The sequence below is a fragment of the Runella sp. genome (assembly GCF_965279615.1).
In the GTDB taxonomy this organism is placed as follows: domain Bacteria; phylum Bacteroidota; class Bacteroidia; order Cytophagales; family Spirosomataceae; genus Runella.
On sequence record NZ_OZ257252.1, the window covers coordinates 2,535,851 to 2,562,757 of the forward strand.

Annotated in this window: 22 protein-coding genes; 14 read left to right on the forward strand and 8 right to left on the reverse strand. The window is 43.9% G+C overall.

The genetic code is table 11. From position 1 onward, the window contains the following. Window positions 1-59 precede the first annotated feature (59 nt). Both ACQY73_RS11080 and ACQY73_RS11085 read left to right on the forward strand, forming a co-directional pair. Window positions 60-1,121, forward strand: coding sequence for an AAA family ATPase (locus ACQY73_RS11080; RefSeq protein WP_428665518.1), 1,062 nt, complete (start codon window positions 60-62; stop codon window positions 1,119-1,121). Then, window positions 1,114-1,617 (forward strand): hypothetical protein, encoded by a 504-nt coding sequence (locus ACQY73_RS11085; protein WP_428665521.1) that lies wholly within the window; start codon window positions 1,114-1,116, stop codon window positions 1,615-1,617. Before ACQY73_RS11080 ends, ACQY73_RS11085 begins: the two co-directional genes overlap by 8 nt. A 166-nt stretch (window positions 1,618-1,783) precedes the next feature. Here ACQY73_RS11085 and smpB read toward each other — a convergent pair whose 3' ends face one another. After that, window positions 1,784-2,221, reverse strand: a complete 438-nt coding sequence (gene smpB / locus ACQY73_RS11090) for an SsrA-binding protein SmpB (protein ID WP_114069375.1) — start codon at window positions 2,219-2,221, stop codon at window positions 1,784-1,786. Window positions 2,222-2,438: 217 nt separating this feature from the next. Between smpB and ACQY73_RS11095 the strand changes: the two genes are divergently transcribed. Then, complete coding sequence (locus ACQY73_RS11095) at window positions 2,439-5,432, forward strand: prolyl oligopeptidase family serine peptidase (protein WP_428665524.1); 2,994 nt, start codon at window positions 2,439-2,441, stop codon at window positions 5,430-5,432. A gap of 44 nt (window positions 5,433-5,476) precedes the next feature. Here ACQY73_RS11095 and ACQY73_RS11100 read toward each other — a convergent pair whose 3' ends face one another. Genes ACQY73_RS11100 through ACQY73_RS11110 form a run of 3 tightly spaced genes read right to left on the reverse strand, consistent with a single transcriptional unit; the run spans window position 5,477 to window position 6,575 of the window. Next, complete coding sequence (locus ACQY73_RS11100; protein ID WP_428665527.1) at window positions 5,477-5,995, reverse strand: GNAT family N-acetyltransferase; 519 nt, start codon at window positions 5,993-5,995, stop codon at window positions 5,477-5,479. A 32-nt stretch (window positions 5,996-6,027) separates the two neighbouring features. Beyond that, complete coding sequence (locus ACQY73_RS11105) at window positions 6,028-6,324, reverse strand: hypothetical protein (RefSeq protein ID WP_428665530.1); 297 nt, start codon at window positions 6,322-6,324, stop codon at window positions 6,028-6,030. After that, entirely contained in the window at window positions 6,321-6,575 is a 255-nt protein-coding gene (locus ACQY73_RS11110) for a hypothetical protein (RefSeq protein ID WP_428665532.1), read from the reverse strand. The genes ACQY73_RS11105 and ACQY73_RS11110 overlap by 4 nt, the downstream gene beginning before the upstream one ends. A gap of 151 nt (window positions 6,576-6,726) precedes the next feature. Between ACQY73_RS11110 and ACQY73_RS11115 the strand changes: the two genes are divergently transcribed. The 3 genes from ACQY73_RS11115 to ACQY73_RS11125 all read left to right on the forward strand — a co-directional run bounded on the left by ACQY73_RS11115 (window position 6,727) and on the right by ACQY73_RS11125 (window position 15,226). Next, window positions 6,727-7,608, forward strand: coding sequence for an ABC transporter ATP-binding protein (locus tag ACQY73_RS11115; protein ID WP_428665535.1), 882 nt, complete (start codon window positions 6,727-6,729; stop codon window positions 7,606-7,608). A gap of 91 nt (window positions 7,609-7,699) precedes the next feature. Further along, a complete protein-coding gene (locus ACQY73_RS11120; protein ID WP_428665538.1) occupies window positions 7,700-11,350 on the forward strand; it encodes an ABC transporter permease/M1 family aminopeptidase in 3,651 nt (1,216 codons plus the stop codon). Between the two features lie 843 nt (window positions 11,351-12,193). After that, window positions 12,194-15,226: an SdrD B-like domain-containing protein gene (locus ACQY73_RS11125; RefSeq protein ID WP_428665540.1), complete on the forward strand. Its 3,033-nt coding sequence runs from the start codon at window positions 12,194-12,196 to the stop codon at window positions 15,224-15,226. 153 nt (window positions 15,227-15,379) lie between these two features. On the opposite strand, the gene ACQY73_RS11130 is transcribed toward ACQY73_RS11125, so the two are convergent. Further along, window positions 15,380-16,606, reverse strand: a complete 1,227-nt coding sequence (locus tag ACQY73_RS11130; protein WP_428665543.1) for a DUF418 domain-containing protein — start codon at window positions 16,604-16,606, stop codon at window positions 15,380-15,382. A gap of 161 nt (window positions 16,607-16,767) precedes the next feature. Between ACQY73_RS11130 and ACQY73_RS11135 the strand changes: the two genes are divergently transcribed. From ACQY73_RS11135 to fucP, 4 genes are all read left to right on the forward strand, one after another. Further along, on the forward strand, window positions 16,768-17,694 hold the full coding sequence (locus tag ACQY73_RS11135) for a sugar phosphate isomerase/epimerase family protein (protein WP_428665546.1): 927 nt from the start codon (window positions 16,768-16,770) through the stop codon (window positions 17,692-17,694). 60 nt (window positions 17,695-17,754) lie between these two features. Continuing rightward, window positions 17,755-18,777 (forward strand): SPASM domain-containing protein, encoded by a 1,023-nt coding sequence (locus ACQY73_RS11140; protein ID WP_428665549.1) that lies wholly within the window; start codon window positions 17,755-17,757, stop codon window positions 18,775-18,777. A gap of 101 nt (window positions 18,778-18,878) precedes the next feature. Then, entirely contained in the window at window positions 18,879-19,670 is a 792-nt protein-coding gene (locus ACQY73_RS11145) for an SDR family oxidoreductase (RefSeq protein ID WP_428665552.1), read from the forward strand. Window positions 19,671-19,703: 33 nt separating this feature from the next. After that, entirely contained in the window at window positions 19,704-20,924 is a 1,221-nt protein-coding gene (gene fucP, locus ACQY73_RS11150; RefSeq protein ID WP_428665554.1) for an L-fucose:H+ symporter permease, read from the forward strand. Window positions 20,925-21,034: 110 nt separating this feature from the next. On the opposite strand, the gene ACQY73_RS11155 is transcribed toward fucP, so the two are convergent. The 3 genes from ACQY73_RS11155 to ACQY73_RS11165 form a co-directional block, all read right to left on the reverse strand. Then, window positions 21,035-21,790 (reverse strand): polysaccharide deacetylase family protein, encoded by a 756-nt coding sequence (locus ACQY73_RS11155; RefSeq protein ID WP_428665557.1) that lies wholly within the window; start codon window positions 21,788-21,790, stop codon window positions 21,035-21,037. A 101-nt stretch (window positions 21,791-21,891) separates the two neighbouring features. After that, window positions 21,892-22,728, reverse strand: a complete 837-nt coding sequence (locus ACQY73_RS11160) for a 1,4-dihydroxy-2-naphthoyl-CoA synthase (protein ID WP_428665560.1) — start codon at window positions 22,726-22,728, stop codon at window positions 21,892-21,894. Window positions 22,729-22,818: 90 nt separating this feature from the next. After that, complete coding sequence (locus ACQY73_RS11165) at window positions 22,819-23,973, reverse strand: iron-containing alcohol dehydrogenase (protein ID WP_428665562.1); 1,155 nt, start codon at window positions 23,971-23,973, stop codon at window positions 22,819-22,821. Window positions 23,974-24,088: 115 nt separating this feature from the next. On the opposite strand from ACQY73_RS11165, the gene ACQY73_RS11170 reads away from it, so the two are divergent. From ACQY73_RS11170 to ACQY73_RS11185, 4 genes are all read left to right on the forward strand, one after another. Next, window positions 24,089-24,463, forward strand: a complete 375-nt coding sequence (locus ACQY73_RS11170; RefSeq protein ID WP_428665565.1) for a response regulator — start codon at window positions 24,089-24,091, stop codon at window positions 24,461-24,463. Beyond that, complete coding sequence (locus ACQY73_RS11175; RefSeq protein WP_428665567.1) at window positions 24,460-25,509, forward strand: adenylate/guanylate cyclase domain-containing protein; 1,050 nt, start codon at window positions 24,460-24,462, stop codon at window positions 25,507-25,509. Before ACQY73_RS11170 ends, ACQY73_RS11175 begins: the two co-directional genes overlap by 4 nt. Before the next feature lie 14 nt (window positions 25,510-25,523). Next, window positions 25,524-25,922, forward strand: coding sequence for a helix-turn-helix domain-containing protein (locus tag ACQY73_RS11180; protein WP_428665569.1), 399 nt, complete (start codon window positions 25,524-25,526; stop codon window positions 25,920-25,922). Between the two features lie 67 nt (window positions 25,923-25,989). Continuing rightward, window positions 25,990-26,754, forward strand: a complete 765-nt coding sequence (locus ACQY73_RS11185; RefSeq protein ID WP_428665572.1) for an SDR family NAD(P)-dependent oxidoreductase — start codon at window positions 25,990-25,992, stop codon at window positions 26,752-26,754. The last annotated feature ends 153 nt before the right edge of the window (window positions 26,755-26,907 follow it).

A 26,907-nucleotide genomic window follows, 5' to 3' on the forward strand; every position in this document is an offset into this window, starting at 1 on the left:
AATAGTACGGGAAAGGAGAATTGTTTAACTTTGAGCCTGCCGTTATTTCTTATGCACGCATGGATAATTTCATCAAAAACCTCGAAATCAAGAATTTTAAGTCCATCAAACATCTCTCACTCGACTGCAAACGGGTGAACGTGTTTATCGGCAAGCCCAATGTAGGCAAGTCCAATATTTTGGAGGCTACAGCTCTATTGGGATGGTGGGATTATCATCTTCCTTTACGTGAAAAGAGATTTTTTGACAGAATAATTAGATATAAAAGTTTAGAAAACCTGTTTTACGATAACTTTATTGAAAAAGGAAAACAAATAAGAATCAAAGGTGATAGATGCTCTTCTTATTTATTCTCTAATGGCCAATCATTTGAATTTATCAATACGAATGATTTAAAATACATAAAGCAAATTGAAGAATTTGTTGAAGATGATTTCGAATTTCGAAAAGGCTTACAGCTAACTTTAGATATTAACGGTAAGGTTCTTAATGATGATCTTCTTGTACCTAAAGATACATCTCTAACAACTGAAAAAATTGAGAAGTATGATTTTACCGGAACAGACGGCTATAATTCAGAATGGTATATTTCTCCAAGACATGGAGATAAATTATATTCTGTCATAGAATCAAACAAAGAAGTTCGTGTAAAAATAGTTCAAATGCTCAATGAATATGGATTAGAATTTGTAATCTCCAAAACTGATAAAACATTTATAATTCAAAAAAAACAGGATGGATTTGTCTATCAATACCCTTATTCCAGCATCGCCGACACCTTCCAACGTTTCATCTTTTATTTAGCTGCCATTGAATCCAACAGCGACTCCGTGCTGATTTTTGAAGAGCCTGAAGTGCATTCTTTTCCGCCTTATGTGAAAGAATTGGCCGAACGGATGATTCTTAAAGACGATAACCAATATTTTGTCTCCACACACAGTCCTTACTTGTTACAAACATTTATTGATAGTTTGGACGATACACAACTCAACGTTTATTTGACGTATTACAAGGATTATCAAACCCACGTCAAAGCGCTTACTCCTGATGAACTAAGTGATATTCAACGTTTTGGATATGATGTATTTTTCAATTTGAAAAAGTTTGAACCAAATGATTGAGCGTGAAGTGCGTATTATTCCTGAGTGTTACGCAGATACTGTTTTAGCTAAATTTCTTTTTTCAAAACCTGAATTTGTCAACCATGCTTTAAGTATCGGACAAGTCGCGGTTGAAATGGAAGCTGAAAGAAACGATTCAGTCATTTTAATAGGATTTGTAGATAATGATAAACGTATCCCGCCTTATTTCAGAGATTTCGAAGAAATTGAAAGAGGTCAACGGGTCTTTTTTAAACAAAAAGATGACTATAGTGTGCAGCATTTTCTTGTTGTGTTAGATAAAGCCATTGAGACTTTCCTCCTCTACAACGCTGCCCAAGTCGGCATCAGGGTAACTGATTTCGGTTTTTCAGAGATACAAAAGGAATTTCAAAAGAGTCTCAAAAGCCAACAGATAGAAGATGATGAAAAGTATCACGCGCTCTTGAAGGCACTTCGTACCGGACAAGCTCCTGACTTCATCAAAATTGACACTTTTTTGAGACAATTTTTTTAGAATCTTACAATCAATCCGGGTAAACAGTCTGCCATTAACTCTTCAAAACAGACACTTTCGCCATTAACGGGCAGACGCGAGGCCTGCCCCTACGGCATTCGGTTTTACATTTATTATTTTTCTGTTCTGCGGTTTTGCAGTTCACAAAAATGCAACGGGCCTGTCCCTACTCGTCGTTGCCGCGCTTGAGGTCGCGTTCTTTGATGGTTTCGCGTTTGTCGTATAGCTTTTTACCTTTGGCAAGCGCTACGTCAACTTTGGCTAAGCCTTTTTCATTGATAAAAATACGCGTTGGCACCACCGTCAATCCTTGGTCTTTCAGTTTCAACTGCAACTTTTTGAGCTCACGCTTTTTGAGCAAAAGCTTGCGGTCGCGCGTGGGATTGTGGTTGGCGTACGTTCCTTTTTCGTAGGGCGAAATGTGCAAATGATGCACGAGCAATTCGCCATCCTGAAAAATACAATAAGCATCGGTCAGGTTAACTTTTCCTTCCCGAATGGATTTGATTTCAGTACCCGTCAGTACTACACCGGCCGTGTACGTCTCCAAAAAGAAATACTCAAACGATGCCCGACGGTTATTTATATTAATAGTTCTGCTCATTTCTATGTAAAAAACAAGGATAACACGAAGGAAGTCTTACTTCTTTATTCTCGCTCCCGGCTTCTGTTTTATTTTTTTAAGGGTGCGAAGATAACAATTTCCTTCCTTTAAATCTTTCATTTGCAGGAGTTGCGGATAATTGCTTTATAAAATTATAAAGCTCTTGATTACATTTGTTCTAAATTCGTGATTCATCACTTCTAAAATCCCAACACTTATGAAAAAACTCTTTGTGCTATTTGGTTTCTTTATCAGCACAATGGCTCTCGCCCAGCCTAAACCAAAACCGGCCATGACCTGGAAAGACGTAATGACGTGGAAAGCCATTCCCGGTTTTGGCGGTACGCAACTCTCTCCTGACGGTCAGTGGTACGCCTACGTACTCAGTACTTACGAAAGCGACGCTGAACTTATTATCCAAAAAACATCCGATTCCACCAAATATGTGTATCCCATTGGGGCACCGAGCTTTGCTCAAATGAGCTTTTCTGACAACAGCAAATGGATCGCATTCAAGGTGTTTGCAAAAGACAAAGACAAAAAAGCGGCAGCTAAGCCCGGTGGAAAGCCTATTCCCGATAAAGTGTTTTTGATCGAATTGGCTTCCAACAAAAAAACGGAATTTGACCGTGTTAAATCCTTTGCCTTTAACGGCGAAAAAGTAACACACTTGGCGCTGTTACTGACTCCTGCGGGCGGCGGCGCGCCTGCCGGTCCACCAAGCGGTGGCGGTGCTTCAGATGCTGCTAAAGGGTCTGATCTGTTGTTATTTGACCTTGCCACGAGCAAAACCCAAAACGTAGGAAACGTATCGGAAATGGCTTTTGATAAATCAGGAAATTGGCTGGCGTTGACCATTGACGCCAACGAAAAAGCAGGTAACGGTGTGCAATTGCGCAACATGAACACGGGCGTCACCATGACGATGGACAACGACAAAGCCCGTTATCAGTCGCTGAACTGGACCGAAAAAGGGGACGCCTTAGCATTATTGAAAAGCACCAAAGATGAGAAATACAAAAACGAACGCGTTGGCGTATTGGGCATCAAAAACTTTGGCGCTATGCCCGAACTGACAACCTATGAACCCAAAACGGACAGCGTCAATTTTCCGAAAGACATGACCGTCAGTCCCAACCGCAGCCCATATTGGTCGGAAGATCTGACGCGGTTGTTCTTTGGAGTGCATAAACTGGAGTTGGCTAAAAAAGAAGATAAAAAGCCCGCAGAAGCCAAAAAGGATACAACCAAGAAACTTTCAGACGTTGAAAAATTAGCCAAAATAAAGGCCGATACCACGCTGAAAACCATCGAAGATCTGCAAAAAGCCTTGGCAAAAATAAAAGCAGATACGACCAAATCGGCCGTTGCCGCAAAACCGGACGACGCCGAAAAGCCCGAAGTGACCGTTTGGCATTGGCAGGACAAACGCCTGCAATCGCGCCAGCAGATCATGGAAATGCAGGATAAAAATCAGAGTTATCTCTCAATGTATGACGTAGCCGCCAAAAAGTTTGTGCAATTGGCCGACAGTACCGTAAAAAATGTATCCGTTGTGCCAAAGCAATTGTATGCATTAGGCAACGACAATACAAATTATGAACTCGAAGGCAGTCTTGACGGACAAAGCTATGTAGACATCTACTTGGTTGACCTCAAAACAGGCAAACGTGAGAAGATACGTGAGAAACATTATTTGCCTAATTTTTGGTCCGGCCCGCAAACATCGCCCGACGGAACGAAATTTTTGTACTGGGAAGGAACGCATTACTTCCTGTACGACATGGTCAACAAAACCTCGCGTAACCTTACCCAAGATATCAAAACGTCGTTTGTAGATGTAGAAGATGACCACAATCAAAAAACACCTCCTCAAGGATTGGTAGGCTGGAGCAGCGACAGCAAAGCTGTGTTGTTAAGCGACGGTTGGGACATTTGGCAAGTACCAACTGATCTGAAAGATGCCAAAGGCAAAGCATTGACCGCTTTCAACCTGACGCAAAACGGCAAACGCGACCGCATCCGTTACGAGCAACGCTTCCAACTTGATCCTGAAGAAAAAGGGATTGACCTGAAAAAACCGATCTACGTACGCATATACGGCGAATGGACCAAAAAGAGCGGATTGGCACGTATTGAAAACGGGAAAACGTTGGCAGTAAAACCACTGATCTGGGAAGATGCGTATGTGGGAAGCCTTACCAAAGCGAAAAAAGCGGACGTGTTTGTATTTGCCAAAGAGACATTTACAAAGCCCCGTCAGTATTTTGTGAGCAACAATATAGAGTTGGCTTCTGAAAAGCAACTCACCAAAAACGCTCCGCAATTTGACAAATATGCGTGGTCGGCAGGTACACGTCTGATCGATTACGTAAGCGATAAAGGAGATACGTTGCAGGGTGCGTTGTTTTTGCCGGCGGGATATGAGCAAGGCAAAAAATACCCAACCATCGTTTATTACTACGAAAAACTTTCGCAAACACTGCACAATTTTGTTAACCCGGGTTATTCAGGAACCGGCTGGAATCCTGCCATTTACACTTCCAATGGCTACGCCGTATTTATTCCGGATATTGTCTATAAACTCAATGACCCGGGTATGTCGGCCGTGTGGTGCGTATTACCGGGCGTAAAAGCCGCTATCAAAACAGGCGTTATCGACGAAACACGCATCGGAATTCACGGACACTCATGGGGTGGCTATCAAACCAGTTTCCTGATTACGCAAACAAATATGTTCAAAGCCGCTGCGGCCGGTGCGCCGTTGACCGATATGATCTCGATGTATAACCTGATCTATAAGAACAGCGGTACGAGCAACGGCCAAATCTTTGAAGGTTCACAGGGACGTTTGGTCGCTCCGTGGGAAAACTGGGATGCTTACCACCGCAACTCGCCCATTTATCACGTCACCAAAGTGCAAACGCCTTTGTTATTATTGCACAATGATGCCGACGGTGCGGTTGATTTTACACAAGGGGTAGAATTTTACACGGCATTGCGTCGATTGAAAAAACCGGTGGTGATGATGCAATACAAAGGCGAAAATCACGGATTGGCCAAACAACCCAATCGTAAAGACTATTCTGTTCGGATGATGGAATTTTTTGATGCGCAATTGAAAGACAAACCCGTTCCTGAATGGTGGTCAAAAGGTGTTCCTCGCCTTGATCTGGAAAAACATTTAGAGAAACGTATCTTTGAAGACTAGATAATTCATTTTCCGGTAGTACAAAAATCCCCTGATGAGCATGATCAGGGGATTTTTTGTTCCCGAAACTTCACATATACATGCTCATCCCATAGCTTATCTTCTTTGCAAATGGACTGTCGAAGAATGGCTTCCAAGTGATAGCCTGCCTTTTCGAGTACACGCATGGAAGCTGGATTGTACTCAAAAACACCGGCATAGAGGCGATTCAGGTCATAATTCTTAAACGCATATTCTGTCGTCTCTTTTACTGCCTCGGGCATAATTCCTTTGCCCCAAAACGGCTCGGCAAGCCAATAACCGATCTCGGCATTTTTACGAAAAACATCTTTTTGCAGGATAATTCCTACCCCGCCCACCGCTTCGCCGTTGACATCAATGGCAAATACTGTGGGGCGTTTTTCAGCCTCGCACAGTTGAACCCATTGATGAGCGTCATCAATTGTGTAAGGATATGGAAAGGAATCACGAACGTTACGCCAAATCCGATAGTTATTGGCATATTTCGCCAACGATGGCTCGTCTCCCGGTTGCCAACGGCGTAAATTGTAAGGAATTGACATATCAATTTAATTATCCAGTTCCTTCAACAGCGCTAAAAGCTCTTTGTCAGTAATATCTTCCCTTTCTGATTTATCGTAGATAGTGAGAAGAAACACTTGATCATCAACAATTTGACACAGGTAATTATTCGGGCACCTCCGCTTTTCCCTTGTTTTTTGGATGAAATCGCTAATCTGATTTTGTAACAATCTTGTCCAAGCGGAATACCAAGCTGAGGATTTTGCCGAATATCATTAAATAGATTGGCAATATCGGTTGCTAAGGATACATACTTTTTAGCCAATCGTTTGAAATCACGATTAAATTTTTTCCCGATAATTATTCTCATAAGTACCCTTCTTGTTTGAGTTCTTCTAAGAATTCTTCGGCAGTTTGAAACTGAATTTTTCCCTGACGATACAGTTTTACTTCCTCAACAGCTTCTTTCAGATTCGCTAATATTTCGGCTTTTGTGAACACGGGTTTATCTTCTTCTTCCTCTAAATTAAGCGCTTTCTTATACATCTCCCATTCTTTGATAGGAATGATAACGGCTTTTTTACGCCCTTTTTTATCGGTAATGTATTGAAAATATGTCATACCATTTCTTTTTTACAAAAATACAAAAACAAACGACTTACGCACTACCGCCAAACGCTCATCTGCTTATGTTGCCTTTAATCCTAAAATTACCCTGAAAATATATGTCTTTTTACTATTTTCGTAAGAAAACAACCCTTACAACCGACTTATGAAATTAATCATTCAAAATCTTTCCAAAACCTACTCCAACGGTGTTCAGGCGCTTAAAGATGTTTCTTTGACGATCAACCAAGGAATGTTCGGTCTATTGGGACCAAACGGCGCGGGTAAATCTTCATTAATGCGAACCATTGCCACCCTCCAGGAAGCCGACAGCGGCAGCATTGCTCTCGACGACATTGATGTATTGCATCAAAAAGAGGAAGTGCGTAAAGTACTTGGCTATTTACCACAGGAATTTGGCGTATATCCGCGCGTCAGTGCCGAGACTATGTTGGATCATATTGCTGATCTAAAGGGAATTGCCAACAACCGCGAACGCAAAGAGATCGTAACGGGATTGTTGCAGAAAGTGAATCTCTACGACGCCCGTAAAAAGAATTTAGGCACCTATTCAGGCGGGATGAAACAACGCTTCGGCATCGCACAGGCATTGATCGGTAATCCTAAATTGATCATTGTCGATGAACCTACCGCCGGTCTTGACCCCGCCGAGCGCAATCGTTTTCATAATTTATTGTCGGAGATCGGTGAAAATACCATTGTCATACTTTCTACCCACATCGTGGAAGACGTCACTAACCTTTGCTCCGAAATGGCCATCATCTGTTTGGGAGAAGTGGTTGCTAAGGGAAATCCGAATGACTTAGTGCAATCGCTTAATGGAAAGGTATTTAAGAAATTGATCGAAAAATCTGAACTGGACAAATACCGCGAAGACCATCAGGTTATTTCTACGTCGTTGAAAATGGGCAAAACCCAGATTCGGGTCGTTTCAGACGAGCCACTCAGCGGCTTTGACGCCGATGTGCCCAACTTGGAAGATGTCTATTTCTCCGAAATCACTGCGCGTCAGGGGTTGGCTGTTTAATTTTTCATTAAACCATATAAGAAATATAAGTTCATATAAGGTTAATATTTCCTTTTATGCCTTATATGGTTCAAACAATAAGGCAAAATCTATGTTCTCAAAAATACTCAAATTCGAACTCAGCTACCGATTCAAGCGCCCCGCTACGTGGGGCTATTGGTTGGTCATGCTGCTTTTTTCGTTGCTTTTGGCTTTGTTTGGCTCCGTTGGCATTGGCGGAGGCTCCTCTGAAAAAGTATTCATCAACGGCCCCGCCCAAGCAGGCGTTTTTATTGCTGTTTTGAGCGTCTTTGGCGTACTGCTCGCCACGGCGGTAATGGGCGTACCGGTTTACCGCGACATTGAACACAAAACCCAAGCCTATTATTTCAGCTACCCCATCAGCGAAAAAGGCTATCTAATGGGAAGATTCATAGGGTCATTTCTGACGCTTTTGTTCATTGGTTCCGGCATGATCGTCGGCCATATGTTGGGGGCGGTGATCAGTAAAACCTTTGAGGTAGGCGACAACGCCGAACGCATTGGCCCCTTCAGTCTTATTAATTATTTGTGGCCTTATTTAGTGGTGGGAGTTCCTAATTTATTTTTTGCGGGGAGCCTGTTTTTCAGTCTGGTAGCGCTCACACGCCGAGTGTTTGTAACCTATGCAGGTGGAGTCATTTTATTGGTGGGTTATTTGGTAGCATCCTCTCTGATGTCTGATCTGGACAATAAACAATTAGCTGCTTTGCTTGACCCTTTTGCGCTCAATGCCTTGGATGACATGACACGCTATTGGACCGTTTCGGAGCAAAATACCCGCATGTTTCCTTTAGAAGGCAATTTTCTTTACAATCGACTCATTTGGATTACGGTAGGATTGGTGCCGCTTCTTTATTTACTGTGGCGATTTGAATTTCAACGTTTTCTGGCTCCTGCTCCGCAGAAAAAACTTAAAAAAGAAGCAAAGAGTACTGCCGGAACATCTTCCATTTCGTTGGCGCAATTGCCCGTTTCACAAAAGATATACTCAACAAGTCGTTTTTTGGGGCAAATGTTCAGCATGGCTAAGATCGAGTTTCGCAACATCATTCGCGACCCTTTCTTTATCGCCATTTTGTTGGCGGCAGCTTTGTTTTTATTCCTCGACAGTCAATACAACGGCATGATGTACGGCACTGACTCACTGCCAACCACTTTTTTGATGCTTGAATCAAAAGACGGTACTTTCTACTTCATTGTCATCATTTTGATTATTTTCATTACGGGAGAAGTCGTCCACCGCGACCGCACGGTCAATTTCCACCTTATCAGCGATGCCCTCCCTTTGCCCAACTGGTTGGTGTACGGCTCTAAGTTCTTGGCAATGTTAGGTGTAATGTTATTGATTCCGGTCATCGGTATTTTGTGCGGAATGATTTGGCAAACCGCCAATAGTTACTTCGATTACCAATTCGGTCTTTATCTGCAAGGGTATGCCGTTCCTATTTTGCAATGGACCTTTTTGACCATGATCACGTTTTTGATCCATACGTTGGTCAATAATAAAATGACAGGCCACGTGGTCAATATTGGATTTTGGGCGATCTTATACGGAACCCGCGCTTTTTCGGAATATAAATATGCACTTCTCTATTTCAATGCAGTTCCTACGGGTACCTATTCCGACATGAACGGTTTTGGCTTTACCGAGAATACCGTTTGGTACGTACTGTGCTGGGGCGGGTTAGCTTCGGTGTTTTTGGTAATTGGCAATTTATTTTGGTCGCGCGGTACAGAAACCAACTTCAAGAATCGTTGGCAGTTGATGAAACAACGCTTTACGCCTACTACGGGTGCATTGTTGAGTGTATTTACGTTGATTTGGCTCGGCTCGGCAGGTTTTATTTATTATAACCAAAGTATTTTGAATAAGTACCGCACCGCCGAAGAAGGGCGTGAACGCCAGGTTTCTTACGAACAAAAATATCGTAAGTATTACCTCAAGCCTCAACCTAAAGTAACGGCCGTAAAAGTAGAGGTAGACTTATTTCCCAAACAACGAATGGCCGACGCGCGCGGGCGTTTTGTAGTAAAAAACAAGCACAATAAACCGCTGGATTCGCTATTGCTGAATGTTGGGAGCGGTTTTCCTCATTACAAAATGAGTATCAAAATCGACGGAATTGAACCTCTTAAAGTGGTGAATGATACATCCTTGCGATTCTATATTTATAAATTACCCAAAACACTTATGCCCAATGATTCGGCCGTTATCGAAATTGTTTCGCACGGTGAATTCAGAGGGTTCAGACAAGGCGGAGAAGACCAATTTACCGTAACCGACAACGGCACCTTCCTGAATCACGGTGATCTATTCCCGAGCATTGGTTACAGTGTTCAGGGTGAGCTGCAATCGGAGCGATACCGTAAAAAATACAAGTTACCAATTCGGGAATTTGAAATGCCTACCCGTAAAGATTCAACCGGCTTAAAAAACTTCCTGTTCAGTCAGGAAGGCGATTGGATCACCTTTGAAGGCACCGTCAGCACCGAACCCGACCAAATTGCCATTATGCCCGGATATTTGCAGAAAGAATGGACGCAGGGCAATCGGAAATATTTCAAATACCAACAAAACGAGGTCATGGATATGTTTTTCAACGTAGCCTCGGCCAAGTACACCGTCCACCGTGAGACTGTTAAAAATTCCGACGGGCAAGACATCAAAGTGGAGATTTTTCACCATCCTACGCATGGCAAAAACATCAGTCATTTCATGAACGGTTTAAAAGACGCCCTTCGGTATTGTTCGTCCAACTTTACACCTTATCAGTTTCGGCAAATGAGGATTTTGGAATTTCCTCGTTATCAAACATTTGCCCAATCATTTCCGAATACGATCATGTATTCCGAAAGTTTTGGATTTCTGGCAGACTTTTCTGATCCTAACAAAACCGACTACGCCTATTACGTAACCGCTCACGAAGTAGCGCACCAATGGTGGGGACATCAGGTCATGCCAAGCTATACGCGAGGCGGCAACAACATCGCGGAAGCACTGGCCGAATACAGTTCACATATGGTGTTGCATCACGCATACGGCCCCGATGTGATGCAGGAGCGTCTCAAATACGCGCTTGACCAATACCTGCGCGGGCGGGGTACAGAAAGTAAAGGAGAACAGCCACTCATGGACAACGAAACCGGCTCGTACATTTGGTACGGAAAAGGTACGTTGACATTTTACGCATTGCAGGACATGATCGGCGAGCAAAAACTGAATGGCTGGCTAAAAGATTACGCCAAAGCCACCGCCTTCCGCCAAAAAGCGCCATTTACCACAACCGACGAATGGTACAATGCCATTCACGACCAAACCCCCGATTCGCTCAAATACTTTGTAGAAGATTGTATCAAGAAGATCACGGTCTACGAAAACAAAGTCACAAAGGTTGAAGCCCAACCGCTTAAAGGTGATCAATACAAAGTGAAGCTGACCATACAAACCAAAAAGCTTTACTATGATAAAACCGGAAAAGAGATCGCCCAGGGAAAAACGGCTAATTACATGGACATTGGTGTATTTGCTGAAGAAACAAAAAACAAGATCGGCATGAAACAAAAAGTGCCGCTTTATCTCCATAAACACAAACTCACTCCCGGTACACATACCATTGAATTGATCGTTAAAGGCAAACCCGTCAAAGGTGGAATTGATCCTTACAATAAACTCATCGACCGAATTTCTGATGACAATGTAACAAAAGTAGAAATGCTGTAATATTCCCGGCCGCGTAAGCAGAAACTTACGCGGCCTCTTTATTTTCGTTCATTAAAGTATATTTTCAGTTTTTCCTTCCAAACTTTAGCCAAGCGGTTAGGGATACCGTTTATACAAATATATTATCTTCTTAAATGCCTCATTATGATGAATAAACGATGAGAAATAAATATACTGTTTGGGTTTTATAAACATCCCATTCAGTCTTTCCGGCATTATTTTTGAGGCCAAATAAATAGCATTTTACTACTTAGAAAAATATACCGGTCTGTCTTTTTACTTCTTATATGATGACTTAGGCCGATTATTTTAATTAAACCACACGCCAACTATCAATTTACTCATTACCAGCTATTTAGCACAACAATTCGCTTTATTATACTTCTTTTTTTCTCCCTATATCTCTTATGGCAGGGTATTTGACAACCAAAATATGTCGAATAACTAACCTCTTGATGAAAAAATCTATTAAAATTATAATTCATTTTTTTTGACCGGTTCATCTTACGGTCTTAATCACATCTATACACCTTAACGGTTATCAGTGCATTTTGCCGCTATTATCAGCCATTTGTTCATTGTAACAATGACAGTTATGGCCGGTCAGGTAAAGTATGTCTTCTGAATTAAATATAACACTTTAAAGTGTTTATAGTATCGAATAATTATTAAAAATATACTAAAACATCAATACTACTGATTTTACAAAATTTGAATTGATTTAATTCTATTTTTTTACCTTTTAGGTATATAATATCTATATACTTTATATAGCAATACTTTACCCTAATACCCTCAAAAGAGAGGTGCCGATTCAATTTTTTCTAACCTATGTTACCCAAAATGAAACCATTATTACTGCGTGTTTTTAGCAGGTATCTTGTTTACTTATTCTTTTCGGGCATTTCAGGGATTATTACCGCAAATGCCCAAATCAGCGGAACCGTTTTTTACGATTTTGACGCTAACGGTACCCAGACCTTTACTGCGCCCGGTGAAGCAGGTGTGTCCAAAGTAGGCGTCCGTATTTTTGTTGCCGGTACTACCCAACCCATTATTACCCAAACCGATACGTTAGGTCATTATTCTTTTTCTGCCCAACAGGTCCCAACGGGCTCGCTGGCCAGATTGGAATTTTTCAACTTGCCCGAAACATTTTTTGTCAGCCTTGTAGGACCACAGAACGGTACTGAAATTCGTTTTATTCAAGCTCCTGCTGCAAACATAGACCTGGGAATTCTCAATGACGATGAGTTTTGCCGAGTGGGCAGTGAAGTTAAAATTGTAACCGCCTGCTATGCAATGGGTGATCCGCTTAAAAATGGCAGCGCCGGCGATGATCCTGCCTTGGTTGTCTTTGATTATACTGCGCATGGACTTGCGGGTGTTCAAGACAGTTCGATGATCAAACTTGCCAAAGCAAGCGAGATTGGTGCCACTTGGATAGCGGCCTATCAACGAGCCACTAATTTACTTTTGGTAGGTGCCATCACGCGTCGACACGTTGGTTTGGGGCCTCTCGGTACCGGCGGATATTATTCTATTAATTTGAAAACCAAAGCCGTATCTAATTTTTTGGATGTCAAGACCATTGGCATTGATACAGGTCCTGATCCGCACATTGACCCGATCACCCATTTGAATATTCTTCCTGCCGATAAGTTGGCTCGCAATCGCGATTCTCTGTCTTTTCATGTAGCGGGAAAAGTGGGCTTGGGCGGTTCACAATTATCTACCAATCAGGACACGCTCTTTATGGTCAATCTTTATGACCGGAAACTGTATAGTTTTTTGGTCGGCAAACCCATGATTGCCCCGGCCAATATTCAGGAAGCACATACCCATTCTTTTACGATACCTCATCCCGGTTGTTCAAACAATGAATTTGTTCCGTGGGGGCTTAAATATTACCGAGGTAAATTGTACTTGGGAGTGGTGTGTACGGCCGAAACATCACAAAAGAAAGACGATCTCAAGGCTGCTGTTTATGAGTTTAATCCTAAAACGGCAACCTATAAAAATATTTTCGAATTTGGACTTAATTATCCTCGGGGCCCGATTGATAACACCCAAGGTTGTGATTCGATCACGTCATGGATGCCTTGGACAAACGTATTTCCCAAACAGTGCAATTTCCCCAATGGTGCCTCTGATCCGATCGCAGCTTTTGCGGTCTATCCCCAAGCCATTCTCTCCGACCTTGAATTTGATGATGACGGTTCTTTGCTCCTCGCCTTCATGGATCGCCTCGGACTGCAAACGGGGCAAGATCAACCGGGTATTGCCGTCAATGATACATTGGATTATTATGGATTTATGAGCGGCGACTTGGTCCGAGCTCAGCGTAATGCCGATGGTACTTTTACACTGGAAAGCAACGCCAAATCGGGAGATTTGCAGGGATGCGGAATAAACACCAACTCAGGTCCCGGCGGCGGCGAGTTTTTCTGTGAAGATTATTGGTTGAACGGCAATGGCAATGTCGGTCACGCTGAAATCACCAATGGAGGCCTTTTCAAGATATCCGGTGTTGAAGAAGTGCTTATATCAGCCATGGATCCCCTTCATGCTACTTATCTGGCTACCGGATTTGTTGCGTTTGATACTAAAACAGGCACCCGTAAACGTGGTTTTGCCGTTTATGCCATCAATCCGGGTTCGTTGGGCAAATCAGGGGGTGTAGGTGATCTGGCCGGTATTTGTGAACCTGCCCCTCTCGAAATCGGCAATATTTTATGGTACGATACCGACAACGACGGTATTCAGGAAGCCAATGAAGGATTGCTCGACAATATCATCATTACGCTTCATGATATGCAGAATGGCGGCACAGAAGTAGCCCGCGACACTACCGCCAACGGAGGCCAGTATTATTTTAATGACAACAACGTGCCGGGAGGATTGAAACGAAATCACTCCTATGAAGTGAGAATTGACCTTGATCAGGAAATTTCCACTTCTATACTGCTCAAAAATTTCACTACCCAAACCATAAAACTCAAAGAAACTTTACAAGTCTCTCCCAAGCAGGTAACGGGAGATACGCAAAATTTCTTACGTGATTCGAATGCAGAATACAATAGTGATTCTACCCAAGTTATTATTAAAGTAACAACGGGTGAAAATGCCCAAAACAATCACACGTTGGACTTTGGACTGTCTCTTGGTAATCAGGAAATCGATCTGGAACTGAGCAAAAGAGTCCTCGGAGATTGTATCCATCAAGTCGGAGACACGCTTACCTTCCAACTCATTGTCCATAATGCATCACTTCTTGGAGCGGCCGATAGCGTCATGGTCGCGGATACATTACATTCCAATTTTACGCTTTTATCCGCGATTGCTTCGCAGGGCAATTATAATTCTCTCACGCATCAATGGGGGCCATTGGCTATCGGTCCGGGCCTGAGCGATACGCTGAACCTTACCGTTGTTATCAATAAAAACAACGGTTTTGAAAATGGTATTCTTTTGAATGAAGCCCAAATCATAAAGGCATCGGGCAATGATATTGATTCAGAACCCGGCAATTCGGTAAAATCAGAAGATGATTATGATATTGCATCCATCAGTGTACCGATTCCGATCTGTGTTGCCCGCAAAGATACGGTCATTATCTCCGCTCCTGCGGGTTATGCCACGTATCAATGGTTCAAAAATGGCGTCAAACTAGACGGAGCTACCTCGCAGACGCTATCGGTTGACGCAGCGGGAAATTATACGGTAGAAATTGCCCAAGGCCAATGCCCTACCAACACCTGCTGTCCGTTGGTAATCATTGAAGATTGCCAATGTCCGAAAGGGATATGCATTCCTGTAGTGCTTCAAAAGATAAAAACATCCAACAAACCTATTCCGTTAAGCGGGCATCCATGAAAGTGCAAAAAGCCTCATTTCATTTGCGGACCTTACTGATATATCGTGGTTTTGAGAAACCACAACCGCCGGGTTTGAAAACCCGGCGGCACAATATCGTGAAGTCAGGTTCTCAACCCCCAATGCCTATACGCTTATGCAATAAGTAGGATTTTAAGAATCTGCAAATTCAGCAGCAAGTTTCGAGCGCTTTAATGGCTGCCAACGCAAATAGGTAAGCGAACGCCAAAGCCATTCTATAGGCCCATACGTATACTTGGAAAGCCACCAACGGCTGAAAATGATCTGTAATCCAAAAACGGGAAATGTGAGCAGTAAGCAAATCCAAGGGTTCACTTCACCCATCAAATTAAAGCCCAAGCCATAGAAAAGAATCATTCCGACCAACGTCTGACTCAAATAGGTTGTCAGGGCCAGTTTCCCAATGGCCGAAAAATTTTGCAACGCTCCTGCCCAACTTTTCTTTTGCAACAAAAGCGTCATCCCTACGACGTAAAAAAAGGTTAAAAACATGCAATGAACGTCGTAAAGGGTAGTCATTAAGAAATTAAACCACGGTTTCGGCTGGCCATTTCCAAAAATGATTCCCAACGGAATAGCGACTGCAATAATACCTAACGTGGAAAAGCCGCTGATCTTTAGCCATCTTTTGAAAAACGGTCGATGCTCTTCCCATTTCGCAAACCACTTGCGCCGACCCGCCAATAAACCCAATAAAAAGTAACCGAGGGTAATATAAATACGTCCGCTGTCAAACTGAAATTCAAGCTTATCGACAATAGCCGAAACATTAGATTTGAGAAGTTCACCGTAATTTTCTCCTTTTATCATTGTCCAATATGCGTTGGTTTTAGCCTCGTTTTGCTTTTGTTGCTGTGCCGTCGGCGGCGGGGTTGGATAAGCAAATCGATATAGATCACGGATACGAATGGGAAGGTTAAGAATCATCAAAAACGACACAATAACCAGCAGTTTATCGGAAGCATTGCGAAAAAGGATCATGACCAACCCCACGAAAAAATAAATACTGAGGATATCACCTCTCCAATGCAAACTGTGGGCCAGCCCGATCAATCCCAAAATAAACAGGCGCCACAGAAAACGCCCAATAGTAAAGCTTTTGCTTTCCATTTGCAGGGCAAAACTCAGCCCAAAGAGAAACGAGAAAAATGTGTAGAATTTCCCGGAGATAAAGATTCCCTCGAACGTCGAGGCGATTTGAAAACCAATGTCATTGAATTTTGAGAAAACACTGTCGGGAGCAGGACCGGCGTTGAACCAATACGTAATGTGGGCAATGAGAATTCCCAAAAGGGCAAATCCGCGAAGACCGTCAATGAGCAAGATGCGTTCCTTGGCAGCAATGGCTGTTGTTTTCATGAAAATTATTTTAAATGGCCTGTATAAATGCTAAAGACACTTTCCGCTCCCTTCTCCCCTATTGATCTGTGTCAGAGCCAATAAACCTTTTTTCAGGGCAACTTTCATTCCGTCAGCCGCTTTTTAGTAAGTTGCAGTCGAATTAAAAACTTCTGATTAACATGTTAAAACTTGGATTTGTAAGTGCCATTTTGGCTGATTTTGGCTACGAGCACGTCATTGATTTTGCGGCAAATCACGGATTTTCCTGCGTTGAAATAATGTGCTGGCCCTCCAACAATGCCGACGCGCGGCGGTATGCGGGTGTTACGCACATCGATGCAGACCGCGTGCTTACCGATAGTACGTATGCCCATTACCTCATAGGGTACGCCAAAGAAAAAAACATAACTATTTCGGCCTTAGGATATTACCCAAACCCATTGGACTCCAACAATGAAAAAGCCACTTTTTACCAAGAACACATTAAACAGTTAATTAAAGCCGCTGCCCGCTTGGGGTTACGCAATGTCAATACGTTTATTGGTCGCGACCCTTCAAAGAATATTACGGAAAACCTTAAAACGTTTGGCAAGGTTTGGCCTGAAATTATTCAGTTGGCCGAATCGCATAACGTCAAGATCGGCATCGAAAACTGTCCCATGTTCTTTACCGACGATGAATGGCCGGGCGGTAAAAACCTTGCCACGACCCCTGCCGTTTGGGATCGTATGTTTGAGATCATTCCAAGCCCGATCTTGGGGTTGAATTATGATCCCTCGCACATGATCTGGCAAATGATGGACGAAGCAAAACCGATCTATGATTACAAAGACCGTTTGCACCACATTCACCTGAAAGACGCCAAACTGTACAAAGAAAAACTTGATCGCGTAGGAATCATGGCCAATCCGCTCGAATACCACAGCCCTAAACTTCCCGGCTTAGGCGATGTGAACTGGCGGAAATTTTTCGCGGCACTGACCGATGTGCGCTACCGTGGCCCTGTTTGCATCGAAGTGGAAGATAAAGCCTACGAAGGCAGCATTGAAGACGTAAAGGAGGCTATTTTGACGAGCCGCAACTATTTAAGACAGTTTTTGGGTTAATCAACTATTTCCGAAAGATATGCTACCTTTCGGAAAGTTTTTTACTTCCACTCCTGACGAATGAATCGAAACTTAAATGATGGGCTCAACTTTTTATCCAAACTCTCTCGCAAGCGTGTCTGGAATGCCCTCAAAGTGATTTATAGTTTTTACGAATCCAAATGGACAGGCAAAGCTACGCAGCGCGGCCTGCCGATGAGTATATCTTTTGAGCCCACCACTTCCTGTAATCTTCGCTGCCCCGAGTGCCCGAGTGGTTTACGGTCGTTTACCCGACCAACGGGAATGCTGGAAGAAGGATTATTCAAAAAGACCATCGACGAATTATCTGACTCTCTTTTATACCTTATTTTTTATTTTCAGGGCGAACCTTATTTGCATCCCAAGTTTTTGGAATTGGTAAAATATGCTTCTAAAAAAGGGATTTATACCGCTACTTCCACCAACGCTCATTATCTCAATGATGCCACCGCCCGCCGCACGGTAGAAAGTGGCCTCGACCGCCTTATTGTGTCAATCGACGGCACTACGCAGGATGTATATCAGCAGTACCGCGTGGGAGGAAAACTGGAAAAAGTATTGGACGGCACCCGAAATATTCTCAAATGGAAACGGGAATTAAAATCAAAAACGCCGCACGTGGTTTTTCAGTTTTTGGTCGTACAGCCCAATGAACATCAAATCGAAGACGTAAAACGGTTGGCAGAAGAGATGGGCGTGGATGAGTTAGGGTTGAAAACTGCCCAAATTTACGATTATGAACAAGGCGACCCGTTGATTCCCACTATTGATAAGTACTCTCGTTATACCCAAAAGTCTGACGGTACCTACCAAATCAAAAACGGGCTTGATGGACATTGCTGGAAGATGTGGCATTCATGCGTCATTACCTGGGACGGAAAAGTGGTTCCCTGCTGTTTTGACAAAGACGCCCATTATCGCCTCGGCGATGTATCGGAAACAACCTTTAAAAATCTCTGGCAAAGCAATGCTTACCGTGATTTTCGTCAAACGTTGATCCGTTCGCGCTCGGAGATCGAAATGTGTAAAAATTGTACCGAAGGAACGCAGGTGTGGGCCTAATTGACGCAATCGAAGTATATATACAAACATAAACCTTATAGGTTTTGAAAACCTATAAGGTTTGTCAGTAACTGTTACGAATAACCTTTAATATAATTATAGTGAATCTGAACCTTAGAGAAAAAGTAATTATTGTGACGGGGGGAGCCAAAGGAATTGGCGAAGCAATTGCCCGTACGTTAGCTATTGAAGAAGCCATTCCTGTCATTATTGGACGCAGTGCCGCCGACAATCAGGCAGTTATCGAAAAGATCGAAGCCCTGGGCGGTATGGCATACGGCATTGAAGCCGAATTGACCAGTCCCACAGAATGCGAAAAGGCCGTTCGCCTGACCGTAGAGCGCTTCGGACGCATTGACGGCTTGGTCAACAATGCCGGTGTTAATGATGGTGTTGGGCTCGAAAATGGCAGTTATGAAGCCTTCATGGCCTCTTTACACAAAAACGTGGTTCACTATTATCTGCTCGCTCACCACGCACTGCCTTACCTCATCAAAACCAAAGGCCCGATCGTGAACGTCAGTTCCAAAGTAGCCGAGACCGGTCAGGGAAATACCTCCGCCTACGCCGCTTCTAACGGAGCACGCAATGCCCTGACCCGCGAATGGGCCGTAGAATTGCTCAAATACGGCATTCGTGTTAACGCTCTGATCGTGGCTGAATCATGGACGCCATTGTACGAAAAATGGATACAGACCCTGCCCAATCCCGAAGAAACCCTCAACGACATCAATAGCCGAATTCCGCTCGGTAACCGTATGACCACACCCGACGAAATTGCCCAAACGGTCGTTTTTCTGCTTTCCAACAAATCAAGCCACACGACAGGTCAGTTGATTCATGTGGATGGCGGGTATGTGCATTTGGATCGCTCGATCATTAAACATCAATAGCAAACCAACCCTGAACCTTCTAATCTTTTATTAATGAAAAATGCCCCTTTATTGACCTCCAAATACGTCCCGACGTACGTCTTCGTGACGAGCCTTTTTTTACTTTGGGGGATTGCCATCACGATGGGAGACTTGCTCAACCGTCGTTTTCAAACCGTTTTGAATGTATCATTGGCCGATTCCGGACTGGTACAGTTTTCCATCTTCGGTGCCTATTTCGTTATGGGTATTCCGGCAGGAATCTTTATGAAAAAATATGGGTACAAAAACGGTGTTCTTCTGGGACTCGGACTGTATGCCCTTGGAGCATTCCTGTTTTATCCCGCTGCCGAAGCACAGTCGTTCGGTTTTTTCAGAGCGGCTTTATTTATTCTGGCGTGCGGTTTGGCCACCCTTGAAACCGTTGCTCACCCTTTCTCTGCGGCCCTTGGTCACGAAGATACGTCGGAGCAACGTATCAATCTTTCACAAACCTTCAACGGTGTCGGTGCCATTATTGGGCCTGTATTGGGTTCTTATATCATCTTACGTAATGTACCTACAGGCGACGTAACCGTCGATTTAGCTCCTGTCAAATACCTCTACATTGCCATTGGTCTGGTAGTGGCGGCAGTAGCTGTTTCCTTTTCCTTTATCAAAGTTCCACCGCTTACCTCCGAATCGTCAGAGGATGAAGTGGGAAGCGGTGTCGGTTCTAAAAAAGGGTTATTTGAACATCGTCATTTTATCTGGGCAGCCATTGCGCAGTTCTTCAACGTGGCGGCTCAGGGAGCTACCTGGGCATTTTTCATTAATTATGCCATCAAATACATTCCTGAGATGACCGACGAAAAAGCGGGGTACTATTTTTCTTTCAGTATGGTACTTTTATTGGCCGGCCGTGCTGTTGGTACGTTTTTGATGCGTTTCATTAAACCCAATGTGTTGTTGGCCATTTTTGCGGGTGCCAATATTGTGATGTGTCTGATCATCTCTCAAACATGGGGATGGGTATCGTTCATCGCGTTAATGATGCTCAATTTCTTTATGAGTATCATGTTCCCGACCATCTTTGGTTTGGGATTGCGCAACTTAGGCGAGCACAAACAGCGCGCTTCGTCATTCATCGTAATGGGCGTTGTAGGCGGCGCAGTATTTCCTCCCATTATGGGAAAAGTGGCAGACATCAATGTGGCGCAGTCATACCTGCTTCCAATTGTTTGCTATACGGTGATTTTGCTGTTCGGCCTAGTGTTCTCTAATCCGAAAAAATAAGTTTTTTTAATATAGTACAAAGCCCCTCTCCCAAAAGAAGAGGGGCTTTGTATATCATTTTATTGTCACTGCCGAGAAATAAGGTACGCAATTCAACCGGACTCTTTAGATCAAAATTTTCCGAAACTATATCCCTTGGCTTTTAACTCTGTAATTATTTGAGGCAATTTTTTGTAAAATTTATCCGTTCGTTGCGGATCTGTGCCGGCATGGATGAGTATAATCGCTCCGTTTAAGCTATTTTGGGTATTTTTCTCGAACTGCATCAGTCGGTTGTACAATTGTTCACTTGTACGGTAATTGGAAAGAGCCGGCCACGTATAATCGGCATTAGTTCCTGTTTGAGGCGTAAAATTGACTAACGCCAAACCCATTCCCTGCACCCAATTGTTAACAGAAGCGTTGTACCATTCATACGGCGGCATAAAAAATATCGCCTGTTTCGGACGTAACCCCAGCTTTATGAGTTCTGCCAGATTAGCTTTGATGTCTTTTTCAAATTGGTCTTTTGTTACCAACAACGAATCTCGTTTTCCCCAATCACAATACAATAAATGTTTATCGGAATGCATTCCAAGATAATGACCCTCCTGAATAATGCGACGAATATTTTTTTGAAAAGCAGGATTACGCAGAAAATCGCCCGTTAAAAAAAAAGAGGCCTTCACATGATGGCCCTTGAGGGTATTGAGAATTTCCGTACCACCTTCGCCAAACTCATGCCCGGTAAATGTCAGGTAGATTTTTTTCTGCGTTGTATCCATGCGCAGGATCGCTCCCTGCGTTTCCTTTACAACATACTTCTGTGCATATAATTGGTTGATACAAAAGAGAAAAGTAATCAGTAGCGGTCTCATCCAATTCATGGGCCAAAATAAAGAGTTAAAAAGAAGGCTTGCCGGTAAAACATCCCGGCAGGTCTTCAACTATACTATCAAAAAGCGAAAAATGACGCCCGTTAGTCACTCTACGAAAACCGTTCAAACTTATCCCAGTTGGGTTTGCGTTTTTCGAGGAATGCGTCGCGCCCTTCCTGTGCTTCTTCGGTCATGTAGCCCAATCGCGTGGCTTCGCCCGCAAACAACTGCTGCCCCACCAAGCCATCGTCCACGAGGTTGAAGGCAAATTTCAGCATCCGAATTGCCATCGGGCTTTTTCCGAGTATTTCCTGCGCCCATTGAAAAGCGGTATCTTCCAATTCATCGTGGGGCACTACTGCGTTGACCATGCCCATTTCAAAAGCTTCCTGCGCCGAATAGTTGCGCCCCAAAAAGAAAATTTCACGAGCCCGTTTTTGGCCGATCATGCGGGCCAAATACGCCGAACCATAACCCGCATCATAACTGGCCACATCGGCATCGGTTTGTTTGAAGATCGCATGTTCTTTACTGGCTAACGACAGATCGCATACCACATGTAAGCTGTGCCCCCCTCCTACTGCCCAACCGGGCACAACGGCGATGACAGGCTTGGTCATGAAACGGATCTGGCGCTGTACTTCCAGGATATTCAGGCGGTCGCGGCCATCCTCGGCGCGGTAGCCGCCTTTCTGACGAGCCTTTTGGTCGCCTCCTGAGCAAAAAGCCCATATGCCATCTTTTGGCGAGGGGCCTTCTCCCGACAACAGCACTACGCCGATCTTCGGATCGTGCGTTGCGTCTGTAAAGGCGTCGAGCAGTTCAAAGGTGGTTTTGGGACGAAATGCGTTTCGTACTTCCGGGCGGTTAAACGCAATCCGCGCCACACCGTCGCATTTTTTATACGTAATATCGGTATATTCTTTAGCCGTGATCCAGTTGGGCATTGTCGTATTTTTTTCTGCAAATATGCCGGGCTTATTTTACTTTTCCGAACAGTTTCACCCGGATGATTAAAAATAGACTACTGCCAAAACTCAGCTCAAACTCAATTCCAAAATTTCTCCAACCACCTCGGGCGTAATATCGGCGCGTTCGCCAAAATTCATTCCTCTTTCTGAAAAGCGTTTTACGATTTCCCGGACAGTTTCTGCATTGATCGGGTACGCATTCGCTTTGGTCGGAATACCTAGTGATTCATAAAAATCCGCCGTTTTTTGAATGGCTCCCGCGACTAATTCATCATCGGTACCGCTCAACTGCCATACTCTTTTGGCATATTGAATAAGTTTTTCCCGTTTGGTATCTTTTTTAATTTCCAACAAATGCGGCAACACCACCGCCAATGTACGTGCGTGGTCGATGCCGTGCAGCGCTGTAAGTTCATGACCGATCTGGTGCGTGGCCCAATCCGTCGGTACACCCGCCGCCAAAAGGCCGTTGAGCGCCATCGTTGCGGCCCACATGACATTGGCGGCCGAATCATAATCGGTCGGGTTGGCCATCATTTTGGGTCCCTCTTCGATCAACGTCAGTAAAACGGCTTCTGCCAATCGATCCTGCATTTCGGCGCGAACAGGATAGGTCATGTATTGTTCCATCACGTGCGTGAAGGCATCCGCAATGCCGTTGGCAATTTGGCGCGGCGGCAACGAAAACGTGGTTTCGGGGTCAAGAATAGAGAATTTTGGGTAAACAAGCGGATGCCCCAATCCCTTTTTCTCCTGCGTTTCTTTACGACTGATGACAGCATAATAATTCATTTCTGAGCCGGTAGCCGGAAGTGTCAAAACGGCCCCAAGCGGCAATGCTGCCGTAATTTTGGCGCGATTGCCCACCAATTGCCACGCATCTTCCCCTTGGAATGGAATAGCCGCCGCAATGAATTTTGTACCATCCAACACCGAGCCACCGCCTACGGCCAACAGAAAATCAACGTTTTCGGATCGCCCTAATTCTACGGCTTTCATGAGCGTTTCATAGGTCGGATTGGCTTCGATTCCGCCAAATTCAATAATTTGATGTTTTGCTAAAGATGATTTTACTTGGTCATATACTCCGTTCTTGAAAATACTGCCACCGCCGTAGGTAATCATTACTTTAGCTTCTGCGGGAATTTGTTTGGACAACTGCGCAATTTGTCCTTTTCCAAAAATGATTCGGACGGGATTGTGGTATTGAAAATTATTCATGAGTTGAAATTTTTTGAGACGCGGTTTAGTTTGTCTAACTAAGCAATCACCTCTTTAGTTTCCAACATTTTTCGTATTATTACACTTCCAAAACATCCCTTTTAGCTTTTTTCTCATGAAAATTTTGGTTGTTGACGACGAACACGATATTAAAACATTATTCGAACAACGCTTTCGGCGCGAAATCAGAAGCGGTGAACTGATTTTTGACTTTGCGCACTCGGGAGAAGAAGCACTTACGTATTTGGACGATCATTTTTCTGAAATCGTATTGATCCTTTCAGACATCAATATGCCGGGGATGAGCGGTATAGAACTTTTAAAACGTATCAGAACGGCTCGCCCCAGCGCGCCGCCCACCGTTATGATGATCACAGCTTACAACGACGATGAAAACTTTAATCAGGCAAAAAAATACGGCGCGGATGATTTTCTGACCAAACCTATTGACTTCGCCAATTTGAAACAGAAACTAACCCACTCATTATGAATAAAGCCAAAATGCTCGTCGTAGATGACGAAAGCGATTTGGAATTGCTTATTAAACAAAAATTTCGACGACAGATCCGCGAGGGTTTATACCAATTTGTCTTTGCACCCAACGGCGTCGAAGCATTCCGACTCCTTCAGGAAATTCCCGATATAGATCTGGTATTGAGCGACATCAACATGCCCATGATGGATGGGCTGACGCTCCTGAGTAAAGTAAGTGAACTGAGTCCACTCATTAAAGTGATCATGGTTTCGGCCTACGGCGATATGGAGAATATTCGTACGGCCATGAACCGGGGCGCGTTCGATTTTGTGGTAAAACCCGTTAATTTTGAAGACCTTGAGCTGACGGTTCAAAAAACACTTACGCACGTTCAACAACTGCGCGATACCCTTCAGGCCATTAAAGAAAACAACATTCTGCGGATGTATGTGGACGAAAATGTGCTGAGTTTTATGAGTCGCCGGGAATTTGAATCGGCATTGATGGCCAACGAGACCGTGGAAGCCACGGTGGTTTTTATGGACATATGCGGCTTCACGGCCATTACCGAAAACGCTGATCCTGATACCGTTGTGCGTCTCATCAATAAGTATTTTGACGTCATGGTCAAAGAGATCATTGCGCAGGGTGGCCACGTTGATAAATTCATGGGCGATGCCGTCATGGCTGTTTTTCGGCAGGAATTTCACACCGACCACGCCATCGAAGCGGCTTTAGCGGTGCGCAGCCACATTGCTGCCATTGAAGAAAACCTTTTTGACCACACTACTTATATGCCGCGCGTGGCCATTGGTATCAATACGGGCGAAATGATCTCAGGCAATATCGGTTCGGCTTCGCTGCGGCGCTTGGATTATACGGTTATCGGCGACACGGTCAACGTAGCGCAGCGCTTTCAGTCAGTGGCCAAACCCGGCCAGATCGTGATCGGTGAAAATGCGTATAAGAAAGTGAAAGAATCGTTTAATTGTCAGCCCATCGGAGAAGTAACCCTTAAAAACAAGGCCAATCCGTTGATGATCTATGAAGTGTTGGAATAAACACAACGAGCTATATGGCTATTCCACAAAGAATACTTACCCGTAAAGACGAAATTACCGCTAATTTTTTTCGGCTTTTAGACAACCACATACGTGATATTCTGGACGGAAAACTGGATGATACGTACCATATCAAAGATTTTGCCGAATTACTGCACATTCATCCTACCCATTTCAGCAATACCATCAAGTTGACCACGGGAAAATCGCCCTGCGATTTTGTGGAAGAACGACTCATGGAGGAAGCACGGAGAATGCTCAGCGAAACAGCGATGCCCATTGCCGATATTTGCTATGCCCTTACCTTTCAGCAACCGACCAATTTTACGAAGTTTTTTAAAACATTTCAGGGCATTACACCCCGTGAATACCGTAACCAATTCATAAATACTGAAATTCTCACCATTAAATAGGAAACTCTCACCATTTTTTCAGCCCAATGTTGTCTTTGTTTGCATTGTCAATTTTAATGAACAAATCATGCAAACAAATTCAAAGATCGCCCTCGTAACCGGCGGTAGCCGAGGACTCGGCAAAAACGCAGCACTGAGCATTGCCCGCAAAGGAATCGACGTTATTTTGACGTACCGCACCCAAAAAGAAGAAGCCGAAGCTACCGTAGCCGCCATTGAGCAGATCGGGGGCAGAGCCGTTGCGTTGCCGTTGGATACCTCCACCGTAAACACATTCGACGCCTTTGCTCAATCGGTACAGAATGCGCTCAAAGATAAATGGAACAGAGAATCCTTTGATTTTTTGGTGAACAACGCAGGAATCGGTATTTACGCTTCTTTTGTCCAAACGACGGAAGAGCAGTTTGATACGCTTTACAACATTCATTTTAAAGGCGTCTTTTTCCTAACCCAAAAACTGCTGCCGCTTTTGGCCGATCAGGGAGGTATCATTAATCTTTCTACCGGCTTGGCGCGTTTTGCCACGCCCGGCTATGCCGCTTATGCTTCCATGAAAGGTGCCATCGAAACCTTTACCAAATACCTTGCAAAAGAGTTGGGTGCACGGGGAATAAAGGCCAACGTGGTTGCGCCCGGAGCCATTGAAACCGATTTCGGCGGCGGTGCCGTGCGCGATAATGCATCTCTGAATACCTTTTTGGCTTCGGCAACTGCTTTGGGAAGAGTAGGCGTTGCTGACGATATCGGCGGGGTAATCGCCTTTTTATGTACCGAGGATGCCCGCTGGATCAACGCTCAACGCATCGAAGCTTCGGGCGGGATGTTTCTGTAAGAATTTTCATTTGAGAAACTCCTTTTAAACATAAACCTGTGAAAATTTGCCAAAATCACAGGTTTATGTTTATTTAAGGAACATGTTTGACATAAACACCCTTAACACTTTTACATTTTTCAGTTTATTACTTTTTGGTTTCCAAGTTTCAAT